This is a genomic window from Bacillus sp. 2175 (assembly GCF_057812155.1).
The window spans coordinates 831223-851114 of the sequence record NZ_CM173819.1 but is presented as its reverse complement, the minus strand read 5'-3'; the positions used below and the strand labels follow the sequence as shown (position 1 = coordinate 851114).

Here is a 19892-nt window from a genome sequence, read left to right as displayed (position 1 = left end):
AGCAGACATAGTCTACTAGGCTAATAACATCTTATCCTTCATCGTTGAACCTTTCACCAAGAGCTCCAGTTCAAACTCATACAATTCTTTTTTTCGATAATTTTTCGTATGGATTTTATCCATCATCAGGTCGACAACTTTTCGGGCCATTTCATCAATTGGCTGTTCAATTGTCGTAATACCTGGTTCTGTAATCTGCGATAATATTTGATTATCAAAACCGATAACAGCGAGATCATCTGGAATGCTCCAGTTATGGCGTTTCGCCTCTGAGATAATTCCAGCTGCTACCTCATCGCCTCCTGCCAAAATCGCGGTAGGATTTTTTTTGTCCTTTAATACTTCATGGAATATTCGTTTTCCATCTTCCCAAGAGAAAGCGTTTTCAAGAAAGTCAATCGCTTCTACTTGGCGGCTCTTCTCAGTTATTGCACGTAAAAAGCCCATTTTTCGCTGCTGGCTAACGACTTTGGTTTCGTTACCACGGCAAAAAATAAGATTACGATATCCTTGATCTAACACATGCTTCGCAGCTATGTATGCTCCTTGCGCATGATCAAACTTCACTGTTGGAATATTTGCTTCCTCAATATATTCATTACACAACACGATTGGACCGTGCTGTAAGTATGGCTCTACATCTTCCCACGGATTTTCTAGTGAACATAGAATAATCCCATCTACTTGTTTCGTAGATAATAATTGTAAATACTCCATCTCTTTTTCCGGTAAATATCTTGTTTGACAAATAATCAGTTTATATTTATGTTCAGAAGCAGCAATCTCGATTGCTTCAATAAATCTACTGAAGAAAGGATTTGTAATCCTTGGAACTAGCACCGCAATTGTTTCCGTTTTTTGTTTACGAAGCCTTCTCGCCGCAGAATTAGGAACGAAGCCTAAATGCTTCATTGCTAATTGAACCCTTTTTTTCTTCTCATCTGAAACATATGGATGATTATTAATCACCCTAGAAACCGTTGTCCTTGATAACCCCGCTAATTTCGCCACGTCCTCTATAGTCGACACGAAATTCTCCCCCTTTGCATGAAAACGTTTTCTTAAATTGATTATATAGTATATTATTGGAAACTGCAATATCGGTTGTTATGATTTTACTATATTAATATTATACATAGGTAAAAGTCTGTTAATGCATGGGCAATATACTGCTTTTAGAAATTTACGTTATGTACATTCCTTTTCTTAATACCATATATCCTTTATTCAATATAAAACCCCATCAATACGTCATCTCCATATGATCCATCTTCATACTTTATTTGCTTTCGTTGTCTGCCTTCTTCTACAAAGCCCATACGTTTGTACACTTTAATTGCCCGATCATTAACAGAAACTACACCTAAACAAATTTTCTCTAAACCTTTCTGCCCTTTCGCCCAACTAATAAGAAATTCAATTAATTTCGTGCCGATGCCTTGATTACAATACGCCTCTTTAATCCCCATTCCCATTGTGCCTGCGTGTTGTAACCGTTCTAGTTCATATCGGTTGAAAATTAAAAAGCCAACTACCTTCCCATCTACTTCATACACGATATAAAGATTACCTTTCTCATTACTTTTCCGTATCTTTTCTCTTTCTGCATTCATATCATTCGGTAACTTCTTTGGGGATACTATGAAAAATTTTGTAGTAGTTTCCGATAATATAATTTCTTTTCTAATATTCATAATTGCTTCTGCATCAGTCTCTTTTACTAACCGTATCATTAAATCACCTCGTACTTTTTCTTTTGAAAAATAATATTACAACTATAAAACGCCCAATATGCAATATTACATATTGAGAATCTTTTTACTCTTGATACAATATTCATACATCAAAATAAAAGGAATGTATGCAATGAATCCAATCTTAACAGCTGCAAAACAACTATTACATAAAGAAGAAAAGGTTTTATCTACTTTAAAATGTTCACTTACTGGCTATATGATTACGCATAAAGTCCCGTATCCTGGCATGTTACTTGCTACTAATCAAAGACTTCTCTTTTTTAGCCAATATAAAAACACATTCATTGCCGAATTTGATTATGAAAAAATTCTATCCATAGAAACGAAGAGAAGAATCTTTGACAAAAAAATAATATTTTACTATGAAGATGAATATATAACGCTTGGATACATTACAAGTTCGAATGTTGAAGCGTTCATAGACTTACTACAAAGAAACAGCAAGACTAGCACAGGCTTATAATCAGCGGGGATCCCCTCGCTGATTCATTATTTTAACTCCTCCCACTTCGTCCAAACTTCCCTCCCGTTTATACAGTACATATTATCCTCTCTATTCATAAACCCCTGTACAATAAATTCACGTCTAATTGTACAAAAATCATCATGATATTGTTTTATAAATGTATTCATTTCTTTTTCTGTATATTGATTTTCAGCATTTAACTTGCTAATTAAATGCTCTAACAATACTAGTTTTTTCTTCTTTTGACCTGGAATCGATTTTAAACGATCCTCTTTATCGAAAAAGTTACGAATGGTCGTATCCCGGAATTTCATTTCACTTTCAGTCATTTTATTGTCCTCCATTAATTTTTATACAACAAAACTTTATTGTTTGTCCTTACTATTCTTCTTCATTCTTTCACTTACAACATCCATAAAGTAATACCCACTAATAAGCACATAGTAAACTACAAGTATTCCTAGTGCATCTTTCATATTTATATATTTTTCTTTATGAAATAAGATAGGTGAAAGGGCGTAAACAAGAAAGATGATTAGCGGATTTAAGATAAAATAATAAGTAAGATTTCCTTTCATCATATCAACTCCTCTATTCTAGTTTTCTCTGTAAATTGTTGTAAATCCTTTTCTTTCGTTTAAACTGCACATGCGATATGGTGAAATTAAGGAGAAGGATGATTATAAATGATATTTCACTCTAAAATTGATAAATTTTTCTTATTCATTATCTTTTTTGCTATTTTTCACCATAGGTGCTTCAACACTGCTTCCTCTCTTATTCGATAATGAAGCTACTACGACAGACGTATATATTCTACTACCTATTTTCTTTGTATCTTCTGGTTTCCTATTATGGAATTCCTTTTCATTTTTACTCCTCTCACCCACACTTTCTTCAAACTGACTTACCACTTTTACATTTGCAACCTATTATTCAAATTAACAAATTAAAAATGGTAAATTATGTTACAATTAACTTATACATACTTTGGAGGGTACATAGTGAAAAAAGCTATTATAGTATTAAGCATTCTATATCTTATTTTAACCGTACATACAGGAGCTGTTCTTTTAGGAAAAGAAGATTATAGAAGTGCTATCAATACATTAAAAGAAACGAAAGAAGTCTCTTCATTTCAATCTGCAAAAGACGGTGTGATTTTATTAAAAGGAGCATTAACTACTGCGCAACCTATTACAGAGGAAAAACTTCAAAATAAAGAATTCGCACTCCTTGAAATTAATACGTATAAACGACGAAAAGCAAATTGGATAAACATTGATACAGAGCAACATATTGCAAAGCAGCTCTTACTAAATAATGAGGTTCTTCCTGCATTAAAAGAAATTCGTTTTTCGATGGAACCAATTACACTGTCAGGAAAAGATATTTCCATCGAAGATTACTCACTAAAAAAGGATGATACTCAATTAACAATTAAAAGTAAAGGATACCGATATACGGGAATAGAAAACAAATCAGACACTCTTATTTTTGGCATAAAAAAGGGGGATACCCTTGAAGGGTATAGTGGTTCTGAAATTCTAATAGGAAAAACAAAAGAGGAAATTGCTAGTAATATGAAACTATATACTTTTGCTGAAAAATATGGTCCATTTATTTGGATTGTAGCTACAATTATTCTTATAAGTATCGTTATATACTTGTTCCGTAAAAACAGAAAAACAAATGAACTTTCTCAACCAATGAAGTGAAACTTTAATCAGTGGGGGTTTCTTCATCCCCCACTGATTATTAGCCCTCACCAATCGGGCTTTAATGGGCAGTTGATCCCCACCTAACTTCTTTGCTTTCGCTGAATTTTGAGGTGGGGTCTTACTGCCCATCATTAAAGCGGGATAAAACAAAACTAATAAAAAAAGCACCAAAAAGGTGCTTTTATCTACGCTTCAACCGATTGATTTTCAAGCACATTTTTAAATTTTCGTTTGTGCATCAAAGTTAAAGAAACGATTGTTCCAAATGATAATACAACGATAAAAATCATGAGTATTCCTATGTTTTTCCACATGAAGTCAAAGTCTCCACTCGATACGACTGCTTTCAATCCTGATACAGAGTATGTCATCGGTAACCAAGCATTGAATGGTTGTAAAAACTTCGGAATCAATTCTAGCGGGAATGTTCCGGCACTCGTTGTAAGCTGCATAATTAATGTGATGATGGCGATAAAACGGCCTGCATCACCGAATGCTGTTACTAAACATTGAATTAATGCGATAAATGCTAAACTTGTAATGATACTAAAGAGTATGAAGTATGGAATGCTTTGTACTTCTACACCCAATCCGAACAGTAATATAACATCTGCTACTATCGCTTGAATAATACCAACTGATAGTAAAACACCGAACTTACTAATAAACCAACTAAATCCTGATTTTGGAACGCCTACTGTATCACGTAATGGGTATACGATAGATAATAATAATGCCCCAACAAATAAACCGAGTGATAAGAAATACGGCGTAAATCCAGTTCCGTAGTTAGGAACTTCCGCCATTTTCTCTGTCTTCACTTTTACAGGACTTGCAAACATATCATACGTTTTATCCGTTCCTTTTACTTCCCCAGTTTTCTCTGCCCCTTCGCCAAGTTTCTCTGCAAGTTCACCTGAACCGTCGTTTACTTTTACGAGACCATCTGTTACTTTTCCTGAGCCATCTGCTAGTTTATTTACGCCGTCGATTAGCTGGGTTGAGCCATTTGACATTTGATTTAGGCCACCATTTAGAGTACCTAAGCCCGTTGTTACTTGACCAGATCCGTCTGCTAATTGATTTACTCCACCTGCCATTTGATTTGCTCCTACAGATAATGTCCCTAAACCGCCTGTTACTTTACTCGAGCCATCTGCTAATTGATTTACTCCACCTGCCATTTGGTTTGCTCCTGCAGATAATTGACCTAGGCCGCCTGTTACTTGACTTGAGCCATCTGCTAATTGATTTACTCCAACTGCCATTTGATTTGCTCCTGCAGATAATGCACCTAAACCGCCTGTTACTTTACCCGAGCCATCTGCTAATTGATTTACTCCTGCAGATAATGTTCCTAAACCACCTGTTACTTGGCTTGAGCCATCTGCTAATTTCGTTACACCTACAGATAATGTCCCTAAACCGCCTGTTACTTGACCAGACCCATCTGCTAATTTGGATACTCCTACAGATAATGTTCCTAAACCGCCTGTTACTTGACCAGACCCATCTGCTAATTGATTTACTCCTGCAGATAATTGACCTAATCCTGCTGTCACTTTTCCAGAGCCACTTTGCAATTGCGTTACTCCATCAATTAATTGAACTGATCCATCTTTTAATTTATCGGCACCTATTTTTGCATTATCTAATCCCTCACCAAATCCATGAAACTTACTAACAAATTCATTTTGTGCGCTCGTTAGTTTCTCAATAGCACCTGCTAGAGTTTTTATCCCTGCTGGATTTGGTAAGTTTTTTTGCAACCCATTTGTTGTTTGATGTATTTCACCTTTTAATTGTTTCACTTCTTCATTTAATTTATTTGTTCCACCTGCTACTCCGGCAGCTTTTTGCTGAACTGTCGCTGTACTTTTTACAGCACTTGTTACGAATGGCTGTAACTGCTCTTGATATTCTTTTGGTAAACTTTCAATTTGCTTTTGTAAATTCGCTACCTCTTGTGCTGCATTTTTTGCATCTCCTGCTGTTGATTGTGTAAGTTCATTTAACTGATTTACATTCGCCCCAGCTCCATCTATTTTTTCATTTACTGTATTCAATATAGAAGGAACTTTCGACTGCATTTCCTCTAAGCCTGCAGCAGACTTTTGTACGTTACTATTTAACTCTTGCAATCCCTTTTGGATCGCTTGAGAACCTTCCTCTAATTGGCTTTGCCCTTCAACAAGTTTTCCCATACCATTTGATAGATCCGTTGTTCCTGTTTTTAATTCACCGGATTTACTTACTAATTTGTTCAAGCCACCGGTCACTTTCTCAGATCCATCACGCAACTCACCCGTTTTACTATTTAACGTATTTAAACCGTCTGTTACTTTGCCCGATCCGTCTACTAACTTCCCAATACCTGCATTGCTATTTAATGCATGTAAACCATCTGTTACTTTGCCTGATCCATCTACTAGTTTCCCAATACCTGCATTGCTATTTAATGCATGTAAACCATCTGTTACTTTGCCTGATCCATCTACTAATTTTCCGATACCTGCATTGCTATTTAATACGTGTAAACCATCTGTTACTTTGCCTGACCCATCTACTAATTTCCCTATACCTATCTGCATTTCACCTGTTTTGCTATTTAGTGTATTTAAACCATTTGTTACTTTGCCTGACCCATCTACTAATTTCCCTATACCTATCTGCATTTCACCTGTTTTGCTATTTAGCGTATTTAAACCATTTGTTACTTTGCCTGACCCATCTACTAATTTTCCGATACCTACCTGCATTTCACCTGTTTTACTATTTAGCACATTTAAACCGTTTGTTACTTTGCCTGATCCATCTACTAATTTATTAGATCCATCTGCTAATTTCTGAACTCCATCCTTCATCTCCCCAGAATTCCCTTGAAGTGTATGAAGGCCATCCGTCACTTTACTTGAACCATCATGCAGCTCACTTGATCCGTCGTGTAGTTTATTTGCTCCTTCCGCCCCATCTGCTAATCCTTTTGAGACGTCTTGAATGGAATCAAACATTTTCTCTGCATATGTTTTCGTTAACGTGCTTGATACTTCAGTTTTAATCTTTTCAATGGCTGTTCCTCCAATTTGTGAAGATAAGAAGTTTAAGCTTTCGTTTGGAATGTACTCTAAGTTTAATGGCTTTGGATTGTCTTTTAGTAACGTTGTAGCGTTACTTGAGAAGTCATCTGGAATGCGCACTAACATGTAATACTTTCTAGCTTCCATTCCTTTCTTCGCTTCTTTTTCACTTACGAACTCCCATTTAAAACTTTTATTATCTTTTAAATTATCAACGAGCCCTTTTCCGACCTCAATTGATTTCCCATCAAATACTGCGCCTTTATCTAAATTGACTACTGCAACTGGTAAGTCATCTAACTGTTTATACGGATCCCAAAAAGCCCACAAAAACATCCCTGCATATAAAATTGGTACGAATAAGACCGCAATAATTGGAATTAATATTTTTTTACTTTTTATAATTTCCGTGAACTCTTTCCGAAGTAACTGCTTCCCTTTCATAATTTCTCCCCCTTTTATAAAATGACCAAAATGTTCATATAGTCATTTTTACCCAAACAAAAAGGCTATACTTGTTCATACATATGCCTTATCCCTGAATTTATTACTATGCAATTTTTTCTTATTATGATTATAATTTTTCTATATCCCCCCTTAACTTAAATATATGACCGAATTGTTCATTTGGTCATTTTTTTATAAAATTAAAAGGATTATCTTAGTTTGACAATCCTTTTAGTAAATAAAGTTCAAATAACTCTGCAATTTTTTCTTTTTCTAGCGGTTCGTGATTTTTTTCCCAATCAAAAATAAGCGATACATATAGACGAAGCATAATAAATGCTGTAATTTCTGGATCACATTTGCTAATTTCACCTTTTTCAATCGCAATCTTTAAATACGATTGAATAACAGAAACGATTTCCACATCAACTTGTTGCATCACTTCTTGTACTTCTTTCGTTCCCATATCGCGCTCTTCTTGAATTAATTTAATCATGAGCTGATGTTCTTTTCTAAATTCCAAGATGCTATATAATGCTCTATGTACATTTTCAAAAAATGAAACATCTGAACGAATTGCACTTTCTGCAACTTGCTTCATTTCTGTAATTAAATTAGAAATAATTTCACCAAATAACTCTTCTTTATTTTTGAAAAAAGTATAAATCGTTCCTTTCCCTACATTCGCTAACTTCGCTACTTGATCCATCGTTGTTGCTTTATAGCCGAACGCTGAAAAAGACTTTGTTGCAGCTTCAATAATAGAACGTTTTCGATCTATCGCCACATTGTCACCTCCAAAAATGACCAATTGGATAATATAGTCAATCAGTACATCTTTGATATTACCACACGCTTACATTCTATACAAGTTCTCTTTTTATTATTTCCAGTATAAAAAAATTTCAGTCAGTGTATATCATACTTTCCATAGTTTATCAGAAGAAAAGAGAAAAGGAAAAGATGTTCTAGAGATATACATCTTAAGAACACCTTTTTGCTATTTCAACATAGAAAGCATAATTTTCTCTAATTCTTCTTTATTTACATTCTTATCGAATACTGCTTCTCCTGGGTTCTCTAAACTATGATTAATAATAACGATTTGGTATGCACGATTTTTCCCTTTTGCTGGAACAATCATCTTCATACCTTGTAAATTCCTATCCGAGTTATGAGTCGCATAGAATATTTGATTACCTTCTAATTCGTACTGTTCAATATTTTCTTCTACAACAAATAAACCATGGAACGGATCTTTACTTTCTCCAAATACTTGTGATTGATAAGTTGTATAGTTTCCTTTTCCGTTTGTATACTCTAATTCTATAATTAACTCGGGTCTTCTCTTAATAAAACAACTTACCTTTTCATCCTTTAGATCGTAGCCTTCAATTGTGTAAGTTGGCTTCTTAATTTGAAAATCTACATGTTCCTGCGCTTCCTTTACCGTGTAATTTAAAGATTCTTCCACTTTGTCATTAAACGGTTTTGATTGATCATAAAGTGCATATAATTTTTCACGATCAGTTTCTGTTAAACGTTCTTCCCTAAAAAATATTGACTCGTAGTCAGAATCTCTCGGAGCACCTTTTTTCTGTATATTAATAATTTCTTTATACAATTTTATGTACTGTTGGAACTCATCTGTTGTTAAAGCCTTTTCAGCTAAATATAAATAATCTGTCTTATTTTCATACACTCTTGCTGAATACCTATATTCTTTTTTTGCATTTTCTTCTGTACCAAACAGCATATCTACAGCATGTTGGAAAGCATCCTTTGACTGCTCTACTTTATCCTTTTGTTTTTCTTTCCCTTCCGTTGCACGTGCGTTGAATAAAGAAAGGGATGCTATAGCAACTATGACAATAACTCCAAGTAAAGAAAGACGATACGATTTCTTTTGGAATTTTTTAATCATAATGATTCTCCTTTTTAGTGTTCGTTTATTTCTACTTAAATTTGCCAGGCTTGGTAATTGATAGGAATAGTGTTCTAAAAGGGTAATAATTGTATGACCGTATGCAATTTGTTCCTCTTTATCTATAAAAGTAAGTGCATATGCATCACAGGCTAATTCTTGATCTTCTCGCATACAAAAATAGGCGTACCAAAGAATTGGATTGAACCAATTTAATAGGATTAAACTGTACATAATCCAATTTACAGCTACATCGTTTCTCTTAATATGAGCTAACTCATGGTAAAAGACATATTGTAATTGTTGTTCATTTAATACTTTCATATGTTTTTTTGATAGTAATACTTTCGGGCGAAAGAAACTAAAAACCGTTGGACTTGCAATCTTTCCTGCAAGACGTAATGAAACTGCCTTCTTCATTTTCATAGACTGCTTACAGCGATTAAACACTGTAGTGACCTGTTCGTCCGTAATATCCGGTTGTTTCTTTATGTAAGAATATAAACGTCTATTTGTAAGAAACGTGATGGCTGCTAATATGATTACCCCAGCTAGCCACACATACAAAGCAAGTTTGTATAAAGAAAATGTAGTCTGTTTTTCCGAACTGACTTTTACTTCCGGTTCGCTAGTTTTTGTCACCATTTTAGAATTTGATTCCAATTCCACTTTTCGGTCGCTTTCTATGTTCACTATATTCTCAGTAGCCGGCATATTTTTTGGAATAACTTCCGATACGCTAGAACTATAAGAAAGTAATGAGTAAATGCTATAAGAGCTATCTGGCGACCACGGTAAAAGGAGTCTTATCATTAATACGATCCACAGCATATATTGCCACCGGGGGGTTAATTTATTTCTGAATAGAACTTTTATACACAAAATAAATCCGACTAATATGCTAGCCATAAGTGACGTTTCTATAAGCCAATCAAAAAAATGAGGAAGGTATACATTTATAAGCGTGTTTATCATTTTTATCGATCCTTCCTCTTATTCTCCTCTGTCTTCTCATCTAAAATGCGTTTTAATTCATTAATATCTTCTGAAGATAATTTCTCCTCTTTTAAGAAATTAACAAGTAATGGCTTAAACGCTGCACCGCAAAAACGCTTTAGTAAAGATTTCGTTTCCACTTGCAAATAATTATCTTGTGATACTAACGGGTAATAAGCGTACATACGCCCTTTATCTTGATGGTAAGAAACGGCTTCCTTTTGCACTAATCGATTAATTAATGTGCGGATTGTTTTCGGTTTCCAGTCCATTGCATCTTCCAGTTCTTCTATAATTTCATTCGCTGTTTGCGGAGAATTCGACCAAAGCACTTTCATAATTTCTAATTCTGCTTCAGATATTTTAGGTAATTGATTTGTCATAGTATATTTCACTCCTAAGTATTACATTTGTAATCTATAATTAAGATTACAAATGTAATACTTAATTGTCAACCATATTTTAGAAAAATTAATTTCAGCTAAACCTTACTTACCAACAACAAAATTCCTCTTTTTCAAATAATCAAATAAAAAAACAAGAAAATCTTTACAATTAATAGTAATATAGAAAATAGACAAGTTTATCAAAACAGTGGAGGCTTTTTCAGTCATGATGCGTGCACTTCGTTTAAATATAAAGCAAGCTTTTTGTAATCGTGTTTCTTTAATTATTATGTTTAGTGGACTAGCTCTTATTTTTATTTACCATTATTATTATGTAATTCGTTACATTGGGGATGGAACGGATGCGTTTGTAACAACAGCTTTTAAATGGATTGGATTTCGCGACAATGAAATGGATGTTTATTTATTATTAATGCCCGTTATTGCCAGTTTCCCCTTTAGTACAAGTTACAATTCGGATAAATCAGATGGTTTTAAACCGTTTGTAAGTAAAGGGATTTCTTTGTTCCCTTATTCAGTAACGAAATATATTGTTACATTCTTTTGTGGCGGACTTCTTTATACATTCCCGTTCATCTTATCGTTATTATTTTGCAAATTAACCATTCCAGACGGAGAACCGACGGCTGGTTCAGGCATTATAAATGATAATGGGATGTTTGCAAACTTATATTACGAATCTCCCCTCACTTACATTACTGTATATATCGGAATTAATTTTTTATTTGCAGGTTTAATGGCCCTTTTAGGACTTGCTGCATCTGCGTGGTCACAAAAGGACTATATGGCGATTCTTTTCCCATTTGCAGTTGCCTCCATTCCATACGTCCTGCTAAATACGATATTCCCTACAATAGGCGGAGCTCCTTTTCATTTATATGACCCAAAACAACCTTTGCATGGCATGTCGCCGTATATTTTGACAATACAATGTGCATTCTTCCTCCTCGTTAGCTTAATCATGTATATACAAGGAGTAAAACGTGATAAAAAAAAATATAGAAGAAGGTTGCAAAAAAGAGAGCGGTGTAGAAAAGCGTTTCAAGTATAATAAAACCCTAATTTCCTTACTATATTGGAAATTAGGGTTTTATTTACTATTCACTTACGGTGTACCAGCCAATCCCCATAAAATAACAACCGCTACAAAATAAATCGCTTTAATACCTACAACTAAACATAATGAAACAATTGCATATTTACTTAATTCTCTTCTTGCACCTATTAAAGTGAAAATAACCGCCAAACTAAATGTTATATAAGAAGCTGCTGTATGTATTAAGTTATACGTAATATCTAGATTGCTTGTAAGTCCTGTTATATCAGCTACAAACTGAAGCATGATGATCGTACTAAAAAAAATTGCAAACTGATTCATTACCTTTCCATTTATTTGTAACTGCATTGTTGTCCCCCTTATTAAAAACTAAATATTCAATCAATTTTATCGTTAGATTACAAAAAAAGGAATCATCTCTTTATACTATTCTATAACGATGCAAAAAAAGAACGCTTAGTCACCTAAGCGTTCCCCACTTTAAGAAGCCTTCTTCAAATCAATTTGAGCAAGTACTGGGTCGTGGTCACTTACACGTCCGTGTTCTTTCATAATGTTTGAGTTTAAGTGTACTGGGTCTACAATTGTGTGTGGTGCGATGTTGTTTGTTACTAAAATATGATCTAACACTTGTGCATTTCCTTCGTGAATGTACGTGTAACGATTCTCTTTCGGCACTGTGTTTAACATATCTTTTAAGATTGTTCCCTCTAGTGTTTTTAGTGGTTTAGAGAATTCGAAATCGTTCATATCACCTAACACAACAACTGGTGCATTTGTATTCTTTTTCTGAATTCCTTGCACGAAATAATTTACTTCTTGTGCTAACTGAATTCGTTTGTCTTCACTCTTTAATACGAGCGGCTGCACTTTTCCAAATGGCGTTGCATCTCCTAGTTTTGAGTTTAAGTGATTTGCAACGACAACAATGTTTTGTCCTTGGAACGTAAATTCTACCGCTAGCGGTTTACGTGTACTTTCAAACAATGGATTTTCGTCTCCAATACGAACAACATTCTTATCAAGTAACTTCGGTACCGTCGCTAATTTCACGCGTGATGGATTATAGAAGAAGCCGACGCGAATATTCGCTCCTGGTGCTCCTCCATCTTGATTATTGTTTGGAGCGATTTCTACATACTCATACTTCGGTCCACGAATTTCTAGAACTGCATCAATGATACGTTTTGCGCTTAATGACGCATCTGTTGTACCGTCATTAATTGATCCGTTATTATCTTGCATTTCCTCTACACCGATAATATCTGGCATTTTTAAATTGTATTTAATAGAATACGCTAACGCTTTTACTTTTTCATCTGTTGTTTCTTTTTTATTCGCCGAGAAGTTTTCAATGTTATATGTAGCAACCGTTAACTTATCAAGACGTGGCTGAATATTTGCCCCTACTTGCTTAAATCCACCATCCACTACAGCTGGCAGTTCTGTTATTGGCGAAATACGGAAAGAACCGTAATCATATCCTACTACCCCTGTTATATCTCCAGTAAAAGTATCTCCTACTTTTGCTACATAATCGCGAGGTACTTTTACAGAAAGGCGCTCTGGGTTTAATTGATTTTCATCTAATAGAGGTGTGCCATATTGTGTTACTATTTTATCTCCACCATTTTTTACTGTTACATATAAATTTCCGTTTTTCTGAGGTGTAATAATTTTTGGTGTTGGCATCGTAACACGCATACCTTCTATACTTTCATAGAAGTCGATTGCATCTTCATTTGGATCAAATAAACCAAATGCATCATTATCAATAATCTGGTCCGGGATTTTCACACCGTTTTCCCCAAGTACAATCGGTGCTGGCAAAGATTGATCTTTTGCGATTACAGCAACGCGGCTCGCTTTAATTTCAGTCGTCGTTAAGTCTGTTTCAAATCGCTCTGCATATCCTGGTCCAACATATTCTTCTACTACTCCATCAACTTGAATAAGATCTCCTACTGCTACATTCACATCTTTTTTATATACGTACATACCTTCTGAAGTAGCTGGGTCATTATCTGGCTGATTATCTTCTATATAAAAGCCGTTTTTATCAAGCGCTGTGACAACGCCTTCCACATTGTTTACTTTCTTCCCGTTGTAAGGAGACATATGTGATTTCCCTTGAATGTCATGAATACGAACCTGTTCATTATTTACGATAATAAATGAAAATGTCGAAATTGCTGAAGGAGTAAGTCCTTCTTTTTCTGCGATTGCTTTCACTACACTATTTTCATTGACTATAATTTGTCCATTATAACGAACGCTTTTATTAGTAGGATTAGAGCCATCTAACGTATAGTAGATTGTTGCGCCTTCTGTATTCGTCGTTAATGTTACCGCTGTTCCTTTAGCAACTTCTCCACCGTTCGGTGAAGCTACTACATCGCTAACACGGTTTTGTCCTTCACCTTGAAACTTATAAGCTGTTACTGATTTTAGACCTGGGTTACTAAAATATAATTCAAGGGTCCCAGTCAAACTAACTTTCTTCCCGATATTTTCAGGGTGATCTTTTACATTCACTGCCGTTCTCACATCACCTTTCGGTAACTGAACGGGCATGATTTTGTCTGGATTCGTTTCGTTTGGCGAATCTGCAATTGCTACGTTTGTATCATCAAACTTAGCTGGATCCTTCGTATATTTAGAAGAACTTTGCGTATATCCAACAATATATCCTTCTACTATCCCCTTCGTTTTCCCTTGCTGCTTAAATACTTGAATTGCTTTTTCTACTGACATAGAAGCAGTTTCTTCTGCTTGCGCTAAAGTTCCAGTAAATGAAAGCAATAGCAAGAATGATAAAAAGACACTTAACAATTTCTTCACAGCCATTTTCCTCTCTCTATTTCATATTTTCTCAGCATTTCTATCATAACAAATGATTCGTTATATAGAACTATATTTCGACAAATTTTACAAAAGATTTATTTAATTTACAAGCTTTCAAACTATAATACAAAATAATAATTTTACACCTTCTACAAATACACTCTATAATGTTAGAGAGAAAACAGAAAATATCGAAAGTTTATTGGCATGTAAAATGGATTCATTTGAATAGGAGTGATTGGATGGAAGTGCAAACAGAAACATACCGCGCAGCTATGAATGGAACATTAGAACGTCATTTTTCAGATATGATTGCCGTTATACCAACTAGAATTACAATTGAGCAGTTAAAACAGCGACTAGAAACGATCGCTACTAAAGTTGATGATTTAAAAATTGTTTATAGTGATGAGACAAGCCTTATTGTTGAATTACATATGGGTGAAACAGTCATACCGTATGAACTGCATATTGATGAACCGAACGATCCAGAAGGATATAAAATGTACAATAGACAAGATGCTACAATCGTAGATCGTAATTTTGAAGATGCAGCTTTCGGCACTGAAATTTTCACTCGTACGCTATTTGTAGGCGATGTACTGGACTGCTTTTTCCAGCAGTTACAGTTCTTATGGAATCTCGCCCCAGATTTGTTATTTGTAATCGATTCAAGTGCAGCAATGAAAGTGATATCTAGAAGCTATATTGAATATCACGTTGAAAATGAATTATTACCTGACATTCCTGACTTATACGTTATTCATTCCATTTATGAAGACGATAAAGACGGTGAGCCTACGCAATATTGGTTTCATACACACGGTCTTTTAAGAGCAGGCGTAACTGAAATAGAGTTAATTATTCCAAATCGCATTTCTTCCTACTACGGCATTAGCGATCTCTTTCAAACATTTGCTAATAATGCCGTTGAGAATGGACAAGTCCCTATAAATGAGCCTATCGTTATCGCACATAGTCAGCAAGGTTCTATACATACAGTCGCTGTTCCGTGGGAAAAAGGATTATCTTATATAGGGCATAAAACGAGTATGGACCAATTATCTTCAATCGAGGATGAAGAAGTGAAACTACAACCAATAGATGCACAAAATACATTCTTAGGCGGTATGGATGACCGAGATGAATACCATCAATCTCCATCTGTTCTCTTATTCAAATTTAATACTTCAGAAGAATATATTGAAAGCTTTTTCCAAGAACACGAGGAAGCTACAGGGCTCATGTTCTATAAAACAAATAGTGAAACTGATCGTATGGCTTACAATGCGAAGAATACTTTCGGGTATTTCAGCAACATTTTTCACATTGAACAATCAAATGAAGATTTTCGTTTCCTTGCTAAATTTGGTGTATCCTACGAAGAGGGAAAAAGTGAACATATGTGGTTTGAAATGCAAAACATTACGGAAGATTTCATTCAAGGAATACTCATTAATGAACCATATTTTATAGAAGATATGAGTGAAGGAAATAGTTATCATTTAGATTTTGATAACTTAACAGAGTGGGTTATTTATGCAGGAGATGCTGTTATAAAGCCAAATAACTTATATATGTTTATTGGCGAATAAGTATTTTATATAATAAACGAAACGCCTTCAATATGATTGAAGGCGTTTCTTATAATTTATTGTGCGATTAATTCAGCATCTATTACTTTCTCCAAATGAGATAATACACGCTTTGCAGCTTCCTCACCTTGATTAATACAGTCTGGAAGTCCAGCGCCAGCATAGGAGCTACCTGCCAAGTATATACCTGGCAACTCTTTCTCCATAAATGTTGTGAGCTGTTTCATTCGCTCGTTATGGCCTACTGTATATTGAGGCATCGCTTCTTTCCAGCGACTTACAATTGTAAACTCTGGATCCTCTGTAATGTCCATCGTCTTCTTTAAATCTTCTAGTACGAGCTGAACGAGTTCTTCTTCAGTTTGTTCTACAACCGCTTCATCACCAGCACGCCCGACGTAGCAACGAAGGAGTGTTTTTCCTTCTGGCGTTGTATGCGGCCATTTTTTATGCGTCCACGTACATGCTGTAATGGTGTAATCGCTATTTCGTGATACGACAAATCCTGTACCATTAATATCACGCTGGATTGCAGACTTTTGGAAAGCAAGTGCCACATTTGCAACGGATGTGGATGGAATATTACGGAAGAAACGAAACTGCTTGTACTGAGCAAACATGGACGGCAATACTTTATGCGAAGTTGCCACTACGATGGCGTCCGCTTCTATTTCTTTTCCGTTACTAAGAGTAATTGTATAACCATCACCCTGTTTTGCAACTTTTTCAATGCGAGTTCCCTTTATTATCGTACCTTCATGCATCTTTACTTCGAGAGATTTTACGATAGATTCTAAACCTGTTTTCACTGTTTGGAACATTCCCTTTTTCGGTTCAGCTTTCTCTTCTTTCGGAGCGAGCGTACGCATACCGAGTGAAATACTGCGATGTTTCTGCTCAATCTGATACATTTGCGGGAATGTTGACATTAAGCTCATTTGATCAATATCCCCTGCATAAATACCCGATAGTAACGGTTCTATTAAGTTTTCAACCACTTCGTTTCCAAGACGATGTCTGAAAAATTGTCCGAGTGATTGGTCAGATACTGGCTTTGACCTCGGCATTAATAGATCAAAACCAGCTCTTAGTTTACCAATTGGGGAGAACAGCCCGGAAAATAGAAACGGCGTAATTTGCGTTGGAATTCCCATCATTGATCCAGTCGGCATTTTATGTAACCGATTGTTTACGAGGATAAATGATTGACCAGCTTGATTATTTACAAGTTCATCGCCGAGACCCAATTCTTTCACTAATCTAGCTGCACTTTCTTTTCGTGCTAAGAAAGAATCCGGTCCGCGCTCAATTGTAAACCCATCTTTTCGAACGGTTTGAATTTTTCCGCCAAGTTTACCCGATGCTTCTATAAGTAATGTATCAATCGGCAAGTTTTTTTCATGAATATTTTTTTGTAAGTTATACATTGCTGTTAATCCAGTAATACCTCCGCCGACGATCACAACTTTTTTCCTCAAGCAGGCTCCCCCTTTCTTCTTACAGTACAGATTCTTTTTTCTTTAATACAACATCTGTTAAACAATCAATAAATGCGTCCGATGCATTTGGCATTTCTGGACGATAATATTTCGCACCAATTTCATCCGTTACAACTTTACACTCAAAGTCGTTGTCATATAAAACTTCTAAATGTTCCGCAACAAATCCAACTGGTGCATATACGAATGAAGTATAACCGTGCTTTTCATTTAGTTCTCTCGTTAAATCTTGTACATCTGGACCAATCCAAGGATCTGGTGTGTTTCCTGCACTTTGCCAGCCTACTGCATAGTTTGCTACTTCAGCTCCGCGCGCGATATAATCCGCTGTTTCATTTAATTGATCTGGATATGGATCGCCCATTGCAATAATTTTCTCTGGTAAGCTATGTGCAGATACGATTAATACTGCTTTTTCACGCTCTGCATCTGACATACCGTTATATATACCTTTCACTGCATCAACCCAGTACTGGATGAATTTCGGCTCTTTATACCAGCTATCAATGCCGTGAATTGTTAAGTTTCCAAGTTTCTCAGCTTCTTCTTGTGCTCGTCCAACGTATGATTTCACGCTAAACGTAGAATAGTGAGGTGCAAGAACAAGTGCGATTGCATCTTGTATTCCGTCGTTATGCATATCTTTCACCGCATCTTCAATAAACGGTTCAATATGTTTTAAACCAAGATACATATGGTACTCTACTTCATCTTGTACTTCATTTAAACGCTGTTCTAACTTCTTAGCTTGCTCTAATGTAATAGTAGCTAAAGGAGAAATACCACCAATTGCACGGTAACGCTCTGTTAAATCTTCCAGCATTTCAGGACTTGGCTTTCTTCCTCTACGAATATGTGTATAGTAACGTTCAATATCTTCTTCTTTATATGGCGTTCCGTATGCCATTACAAGCAAACCAATTTTCTTTTTCATACAGCAATTCTCCTTTACTTCGCTAACTGCCCTTTAGAGTATTCATGAATAAATGTAGTTAAACGTTTTAATGTATCCGGATTTACTTCTGGGAATACACCGTGACCTAAGTTAAAGATATAACCCGGCTGTTTCATCCCTTGATCTAAAATACCTTTTACATGTTCTTCAATAACAGACCATGGTGCAAGTAAGAATGAAGGGTCCATATTACCTTGTACCGCCTTATGAACGCCACGTGCACGTGCTTCTTCAATCGGTAAGCGCCAGTCTAAGCCGACTACATCAAGCGGTAAGTCGTGCCACTCATTCACTAAGTGTGCAGCTCCTACGCCGTGCATAATCATCGGTACACCCATCTTACGAACTTCTGCAAAAATACGCTCCATTGCTGGTTTAATAAATACGCGATAATCTGCTACATTTACTGTTCCAACCCAAGAATCGAAAATTTGAACTGCTTTTGCTCCTGCGTTTATTTGCGCTTTTAAATATGTAATAACCATATCTGCTAGTTTATCCATTAAAGCAAACCAAGCTTTTGGCTCTGCATACATGAACGCTTTCGTATTATGGTAGTTACGAGATGGACCGCCTTCAATCATATAGCTCGCTAATGTAAATGGAGCTCCTGAAAAACCGATTAACGGTACGTCTAACATTTCTGTCGTTAATAAACGAATTGTATCTAGTATGTACGGTACGTCATCTTCTGGATTGATTTCCCCTAGTTTTTCTACGTCTTGTAAAGAACGGATTGGATTATCAATAACTGGGCCAATACCTGATTTAATTTCTACATCCACACCAATTGCAGGTAGTGGTGACATAATATCTTTATAAAGAATTGCTGCGTCTACGTTATATTGATCAACCGGCAATTTTGTAACGTAAGCACATAACTCTGGATTATGTGTAATTTCAAATAAAGAATACTTTTCTTTAATCTTTCTATATTCCGGCTGTGAACGACCTGCTTGACGCATATACCATGCTGGTACATAATCGGTACGTTCCCCCCTACATGCTTTTAAAAATGTCTCATTTATAGTTCTTACCAAGACCCTTGCTCCCTTCCTTACCAATGCTTCGAATACGTTCGATATTTATCTTTTTTTACTATACAGCTTGTAAAAACAAAATGCATAATATTATGTACGTTGTTCAT

General features: G+C 35.5%; 18 protein-coding genes. 4 read left to right on the top strand and 14 right to left on the bottom strand.

The annotated features are described in order from the left end of the window. Nucleotides 1-15: 15 nt before the first annotated feature. Both ACXKY9_RS04570 and ACXKY9_RS04565 read right to left on the bottom strand, forming a co-directional pair. Nucleotides 16-1029: a LacI family DNA-binding transcriptional regulator gene (locus tag ACXKY9_RS04570; RefSeq protein WP_000103715.1), complete on the bottom strand. Its 1014-nt coding sequence runs from the start codon at nt 1027-1029 to the stop codon at nt 16-18. A 194-nt stretch (nt 1030-1223) separates the two neighbouring features. Further along, the gene (locus tag ACXKY9_RS04565) at nt 1224-1733 is read right to left on the bottom strand and encodes a GNAT family N-acetyltransferase (RefSeq protein WP_000620467.1); all 510 of its coding nucleotides are present in this window, start codon (nt 1731-1733) and stop codon (nt 1224-1226) included. Nucleotides 1734-1866: 133 nt separating this feature from the next. On the opposite strand from ACXKY9_RS04565, the gene ACXKY9_RS04560 reads away from it, so the two are divergent. After that, a complete protein-coding gene (locus ACXKY9_RS04560) occupies nt 1867-2220 on the top strand; it encodes a PH domain-containing protein (RefSeq protein ID WP_001068226.1) in 354 nt (117 codons plus the stop codon). 26 nt (nt 2221-2246) lie between these two features. Here the strand turns inward: ACXKY9_RS04560 and ACXKY9_RS04555 are convergent, their stop codons facing one another. From ACXKY9_RS04555 to ACXKY9_RS04545, 3 genes are all read right to left on the bottom strand, one after another. Next, nucleotides 2247-2552 (bottom strand): DUF2087 domain-containing protein, encoded by a 306-nt coding sequence (locus ACXKY9_RS04555; RefSeq protein ID WP_000140294.1) that lies wholly within the window; start codon nt 2550-2552, stop codon nt 2247-2249. Between the two features lie 36 nt (nt 2553-2588). Continuing rightward, nucleotides 2589-2804, bottom strand: coding sequence for a hypothetical protein (locus ACXKY9_RS04550; protein WP_001988614.1), 216 nt, complete (start codon nt 2802-2804; stop codon nt 2589-2591). A gap of 138 nt (nt 2805-2942) precedes the next feature. Further along, nucleotides 2943-3137 carry a hypothetical protein gene (locus ACXKY9_RS04545; RefSeq protein ID WP_000254586.1) on the bottom strand — a complete coding sequence of 65 codons (195 nt, stop codon included), beginning with the start codon at nt 3135-3137 and terminating at the stop codon, nt 2943-2945. Nucleotides 3138-3188: 51 nt separating this feature from the next. Between ACXKY9_RS04545 and ACXKY9_RS04540 the strand changes: the two genes are divergently transcribed. Next, nucleotides 3189-3941, top strand: a complete 753-nt coding sequence (locus ACXKY9_RS04540; protein WP_003283506.1) for a hypothetical protein — start codon at nt 3189-3191, stop codon at nt 3939-3941. Nucleotides 3942-4129: 188 nt separating this feature from the next. Here ACXKY9_RS04540 and ACXKY9_RS04535 read toward each other — a convergent pair whose 3' ends face one another. From ACXKY9_RS04535 to ACXKY9_RS04520, 4 genes are all read right to left on the bottom strand, one after another. Continuing rightward, nucleotides 4130-7465, bottom strand: a complete 3336-nt coding sequence (locus ACXKY9_RS04535) for a YhgE/Pip domain-containing protein (protein WP_000676867.1) — start codon at nt 7463-7465, stop codon at nt 4130-4132. Between the two features lie 217 nt (nt 7466-7682). After that, the gene (locus ACXKY9_RS04530; protein WP_000963381.1) at nt 7683-8255 is read right to left on the bottom strand and encodes a TetR/AcrR family transcriptional regulator; all 573 of its coding nucleotides are present in this window, start codon (nt 8253-8255) and stop codon (nt 7683-7685) included. A 213-nt stretch (nt 8256-8468) separates the two neighbouring features. Then, the gene (locus tag ACXKY9_RS04525; RefSeq protein ID WP_002133329.1) at nt 8469-10367 is read right to left on the bottom strand and encodes a M56 family metallopeptidase; all 1899 of its coding nucleotides are present in this window, start codon (nt 10365-10367) and stop codon (nt 8469-8471) included. A gap of 2 nt (nt 10368-10369) precedes the next feature. Next, nucleotides 10370-10771 (bottom strand): BlaI/MecI/CopY family transcriptional regulator, encoded by a 402-nt coding sequence (locus tag ACXKY9_RS04520; RefSeq protein ID WP_000184503.1) that lies wholly within the window; start codon nt 10769-10771, stop codon nt 10370-10372. 229 nt (nt 10772-11000) lie between these two features. Here ACXKY9_RS04520 and ACXKY9_RS04515 point away from each other — a divergent pair, with 229 nt between their 5' ends. Further along, a complete protein-coding gene (locus ACXKY9_RS04515; protein ID WP_000984162.1) occupies nt 11001-11846 on the top strand; it encodes a hypothetical protein in 846 nt (281 codons plus the stop codon). A 54-nt stretch (nt 11847-11900) separates the two neighbouring features. Here ACXKY9_RS04515 and ACXKY9_RS04510 read toward each other — a convergent pair whose 3' ends face one another. Both ACXKY9_RS04510 and ACXKY9_RS04505 read right to left on the bottom strand, forming a co-directional pair. After that, a complete protein-coding gene (locus ACXKY9_RS04510; protein ID WP_001176844.1) occupies nt 11901-12200 on the bottom strand; it encodes a hypothetical protein in 300 nt (99 codons plus the stop codon). Between the two features lie 132 nt (nt 12201-12332). Next, complete coding sequence (locus tag ACXKY9_RS04505; RefSeq protein ID WP_000279281.1) at nt 12333-14699, bottom strand: DUF6359 domain-containing protein; 2367 nt, start codon at nt 14697-14699, stop codon at nt 12333-12335. A 239-nt stretch (nt 14700-14938) separates the two neighbouring features. Here ACXKY9_RS04505 and ACXKY9_RS04500 point away from each other — a divergent pair, with 239 nt between their 5' ends. Next, nucleotides 14939-16291 carry a DUF4026 domain-containing protein gene (locus ACXKY9_RS04500; protein ID WP_000453717.1) on the top strand — a complete coding sequence of 451 codons (1353 nt, stop codon included), beginning with the start codon at nt 14939-14941 and terminating at the stop codon, nt 16289-16291. A 56-nt stretch (nt 16292-16347) separates the two neighbouring features. Here the strand turns inward: ACXKY9_RS04500 and hemY are convergent, their stop codons facing one another. From hemY to hemE, 3 genes are read right to left on the bottom strand one after another with little or no spacing between them, the layout of a single operon-like run. Beyond that, complete coding sequence (hemY, locus tag ACXKY9_RS04495) at nt 16348-17769, bottom strand: protoporphyrinogen oxidase (protein ID WP_001228110.1); 1422 nt, start codon at nt 17767-17769, stop codon at nt 16348-16350. A gap of 19 nt (nt 17770-17788) precedes the next feature. After that, a complete protein-coding gene (gene hemH, locus ACXKY9_RS04490; protein WP_000726800.1) occupies nt 17789-18724 on the bottom strand; it encodes a ferrochelatase in 936 nt (311 codons plus the stop codon). Nucleotides 18725-18738: 14 nt separating this feature from the next. After that, nucleotides 18739-19785, bottom strand: a complete 1047-nt coding sequence (hemE, locus tag ACXKY9_RS04485) for a uroporphyrinogen decarboxylase (RefSeq protein WP_000252605.1) — start codon at nt 19783-19785, stop codon at nt 18739-18741. Nucleotides 19786-19892 lie beyond the last annotated feature (107 nt).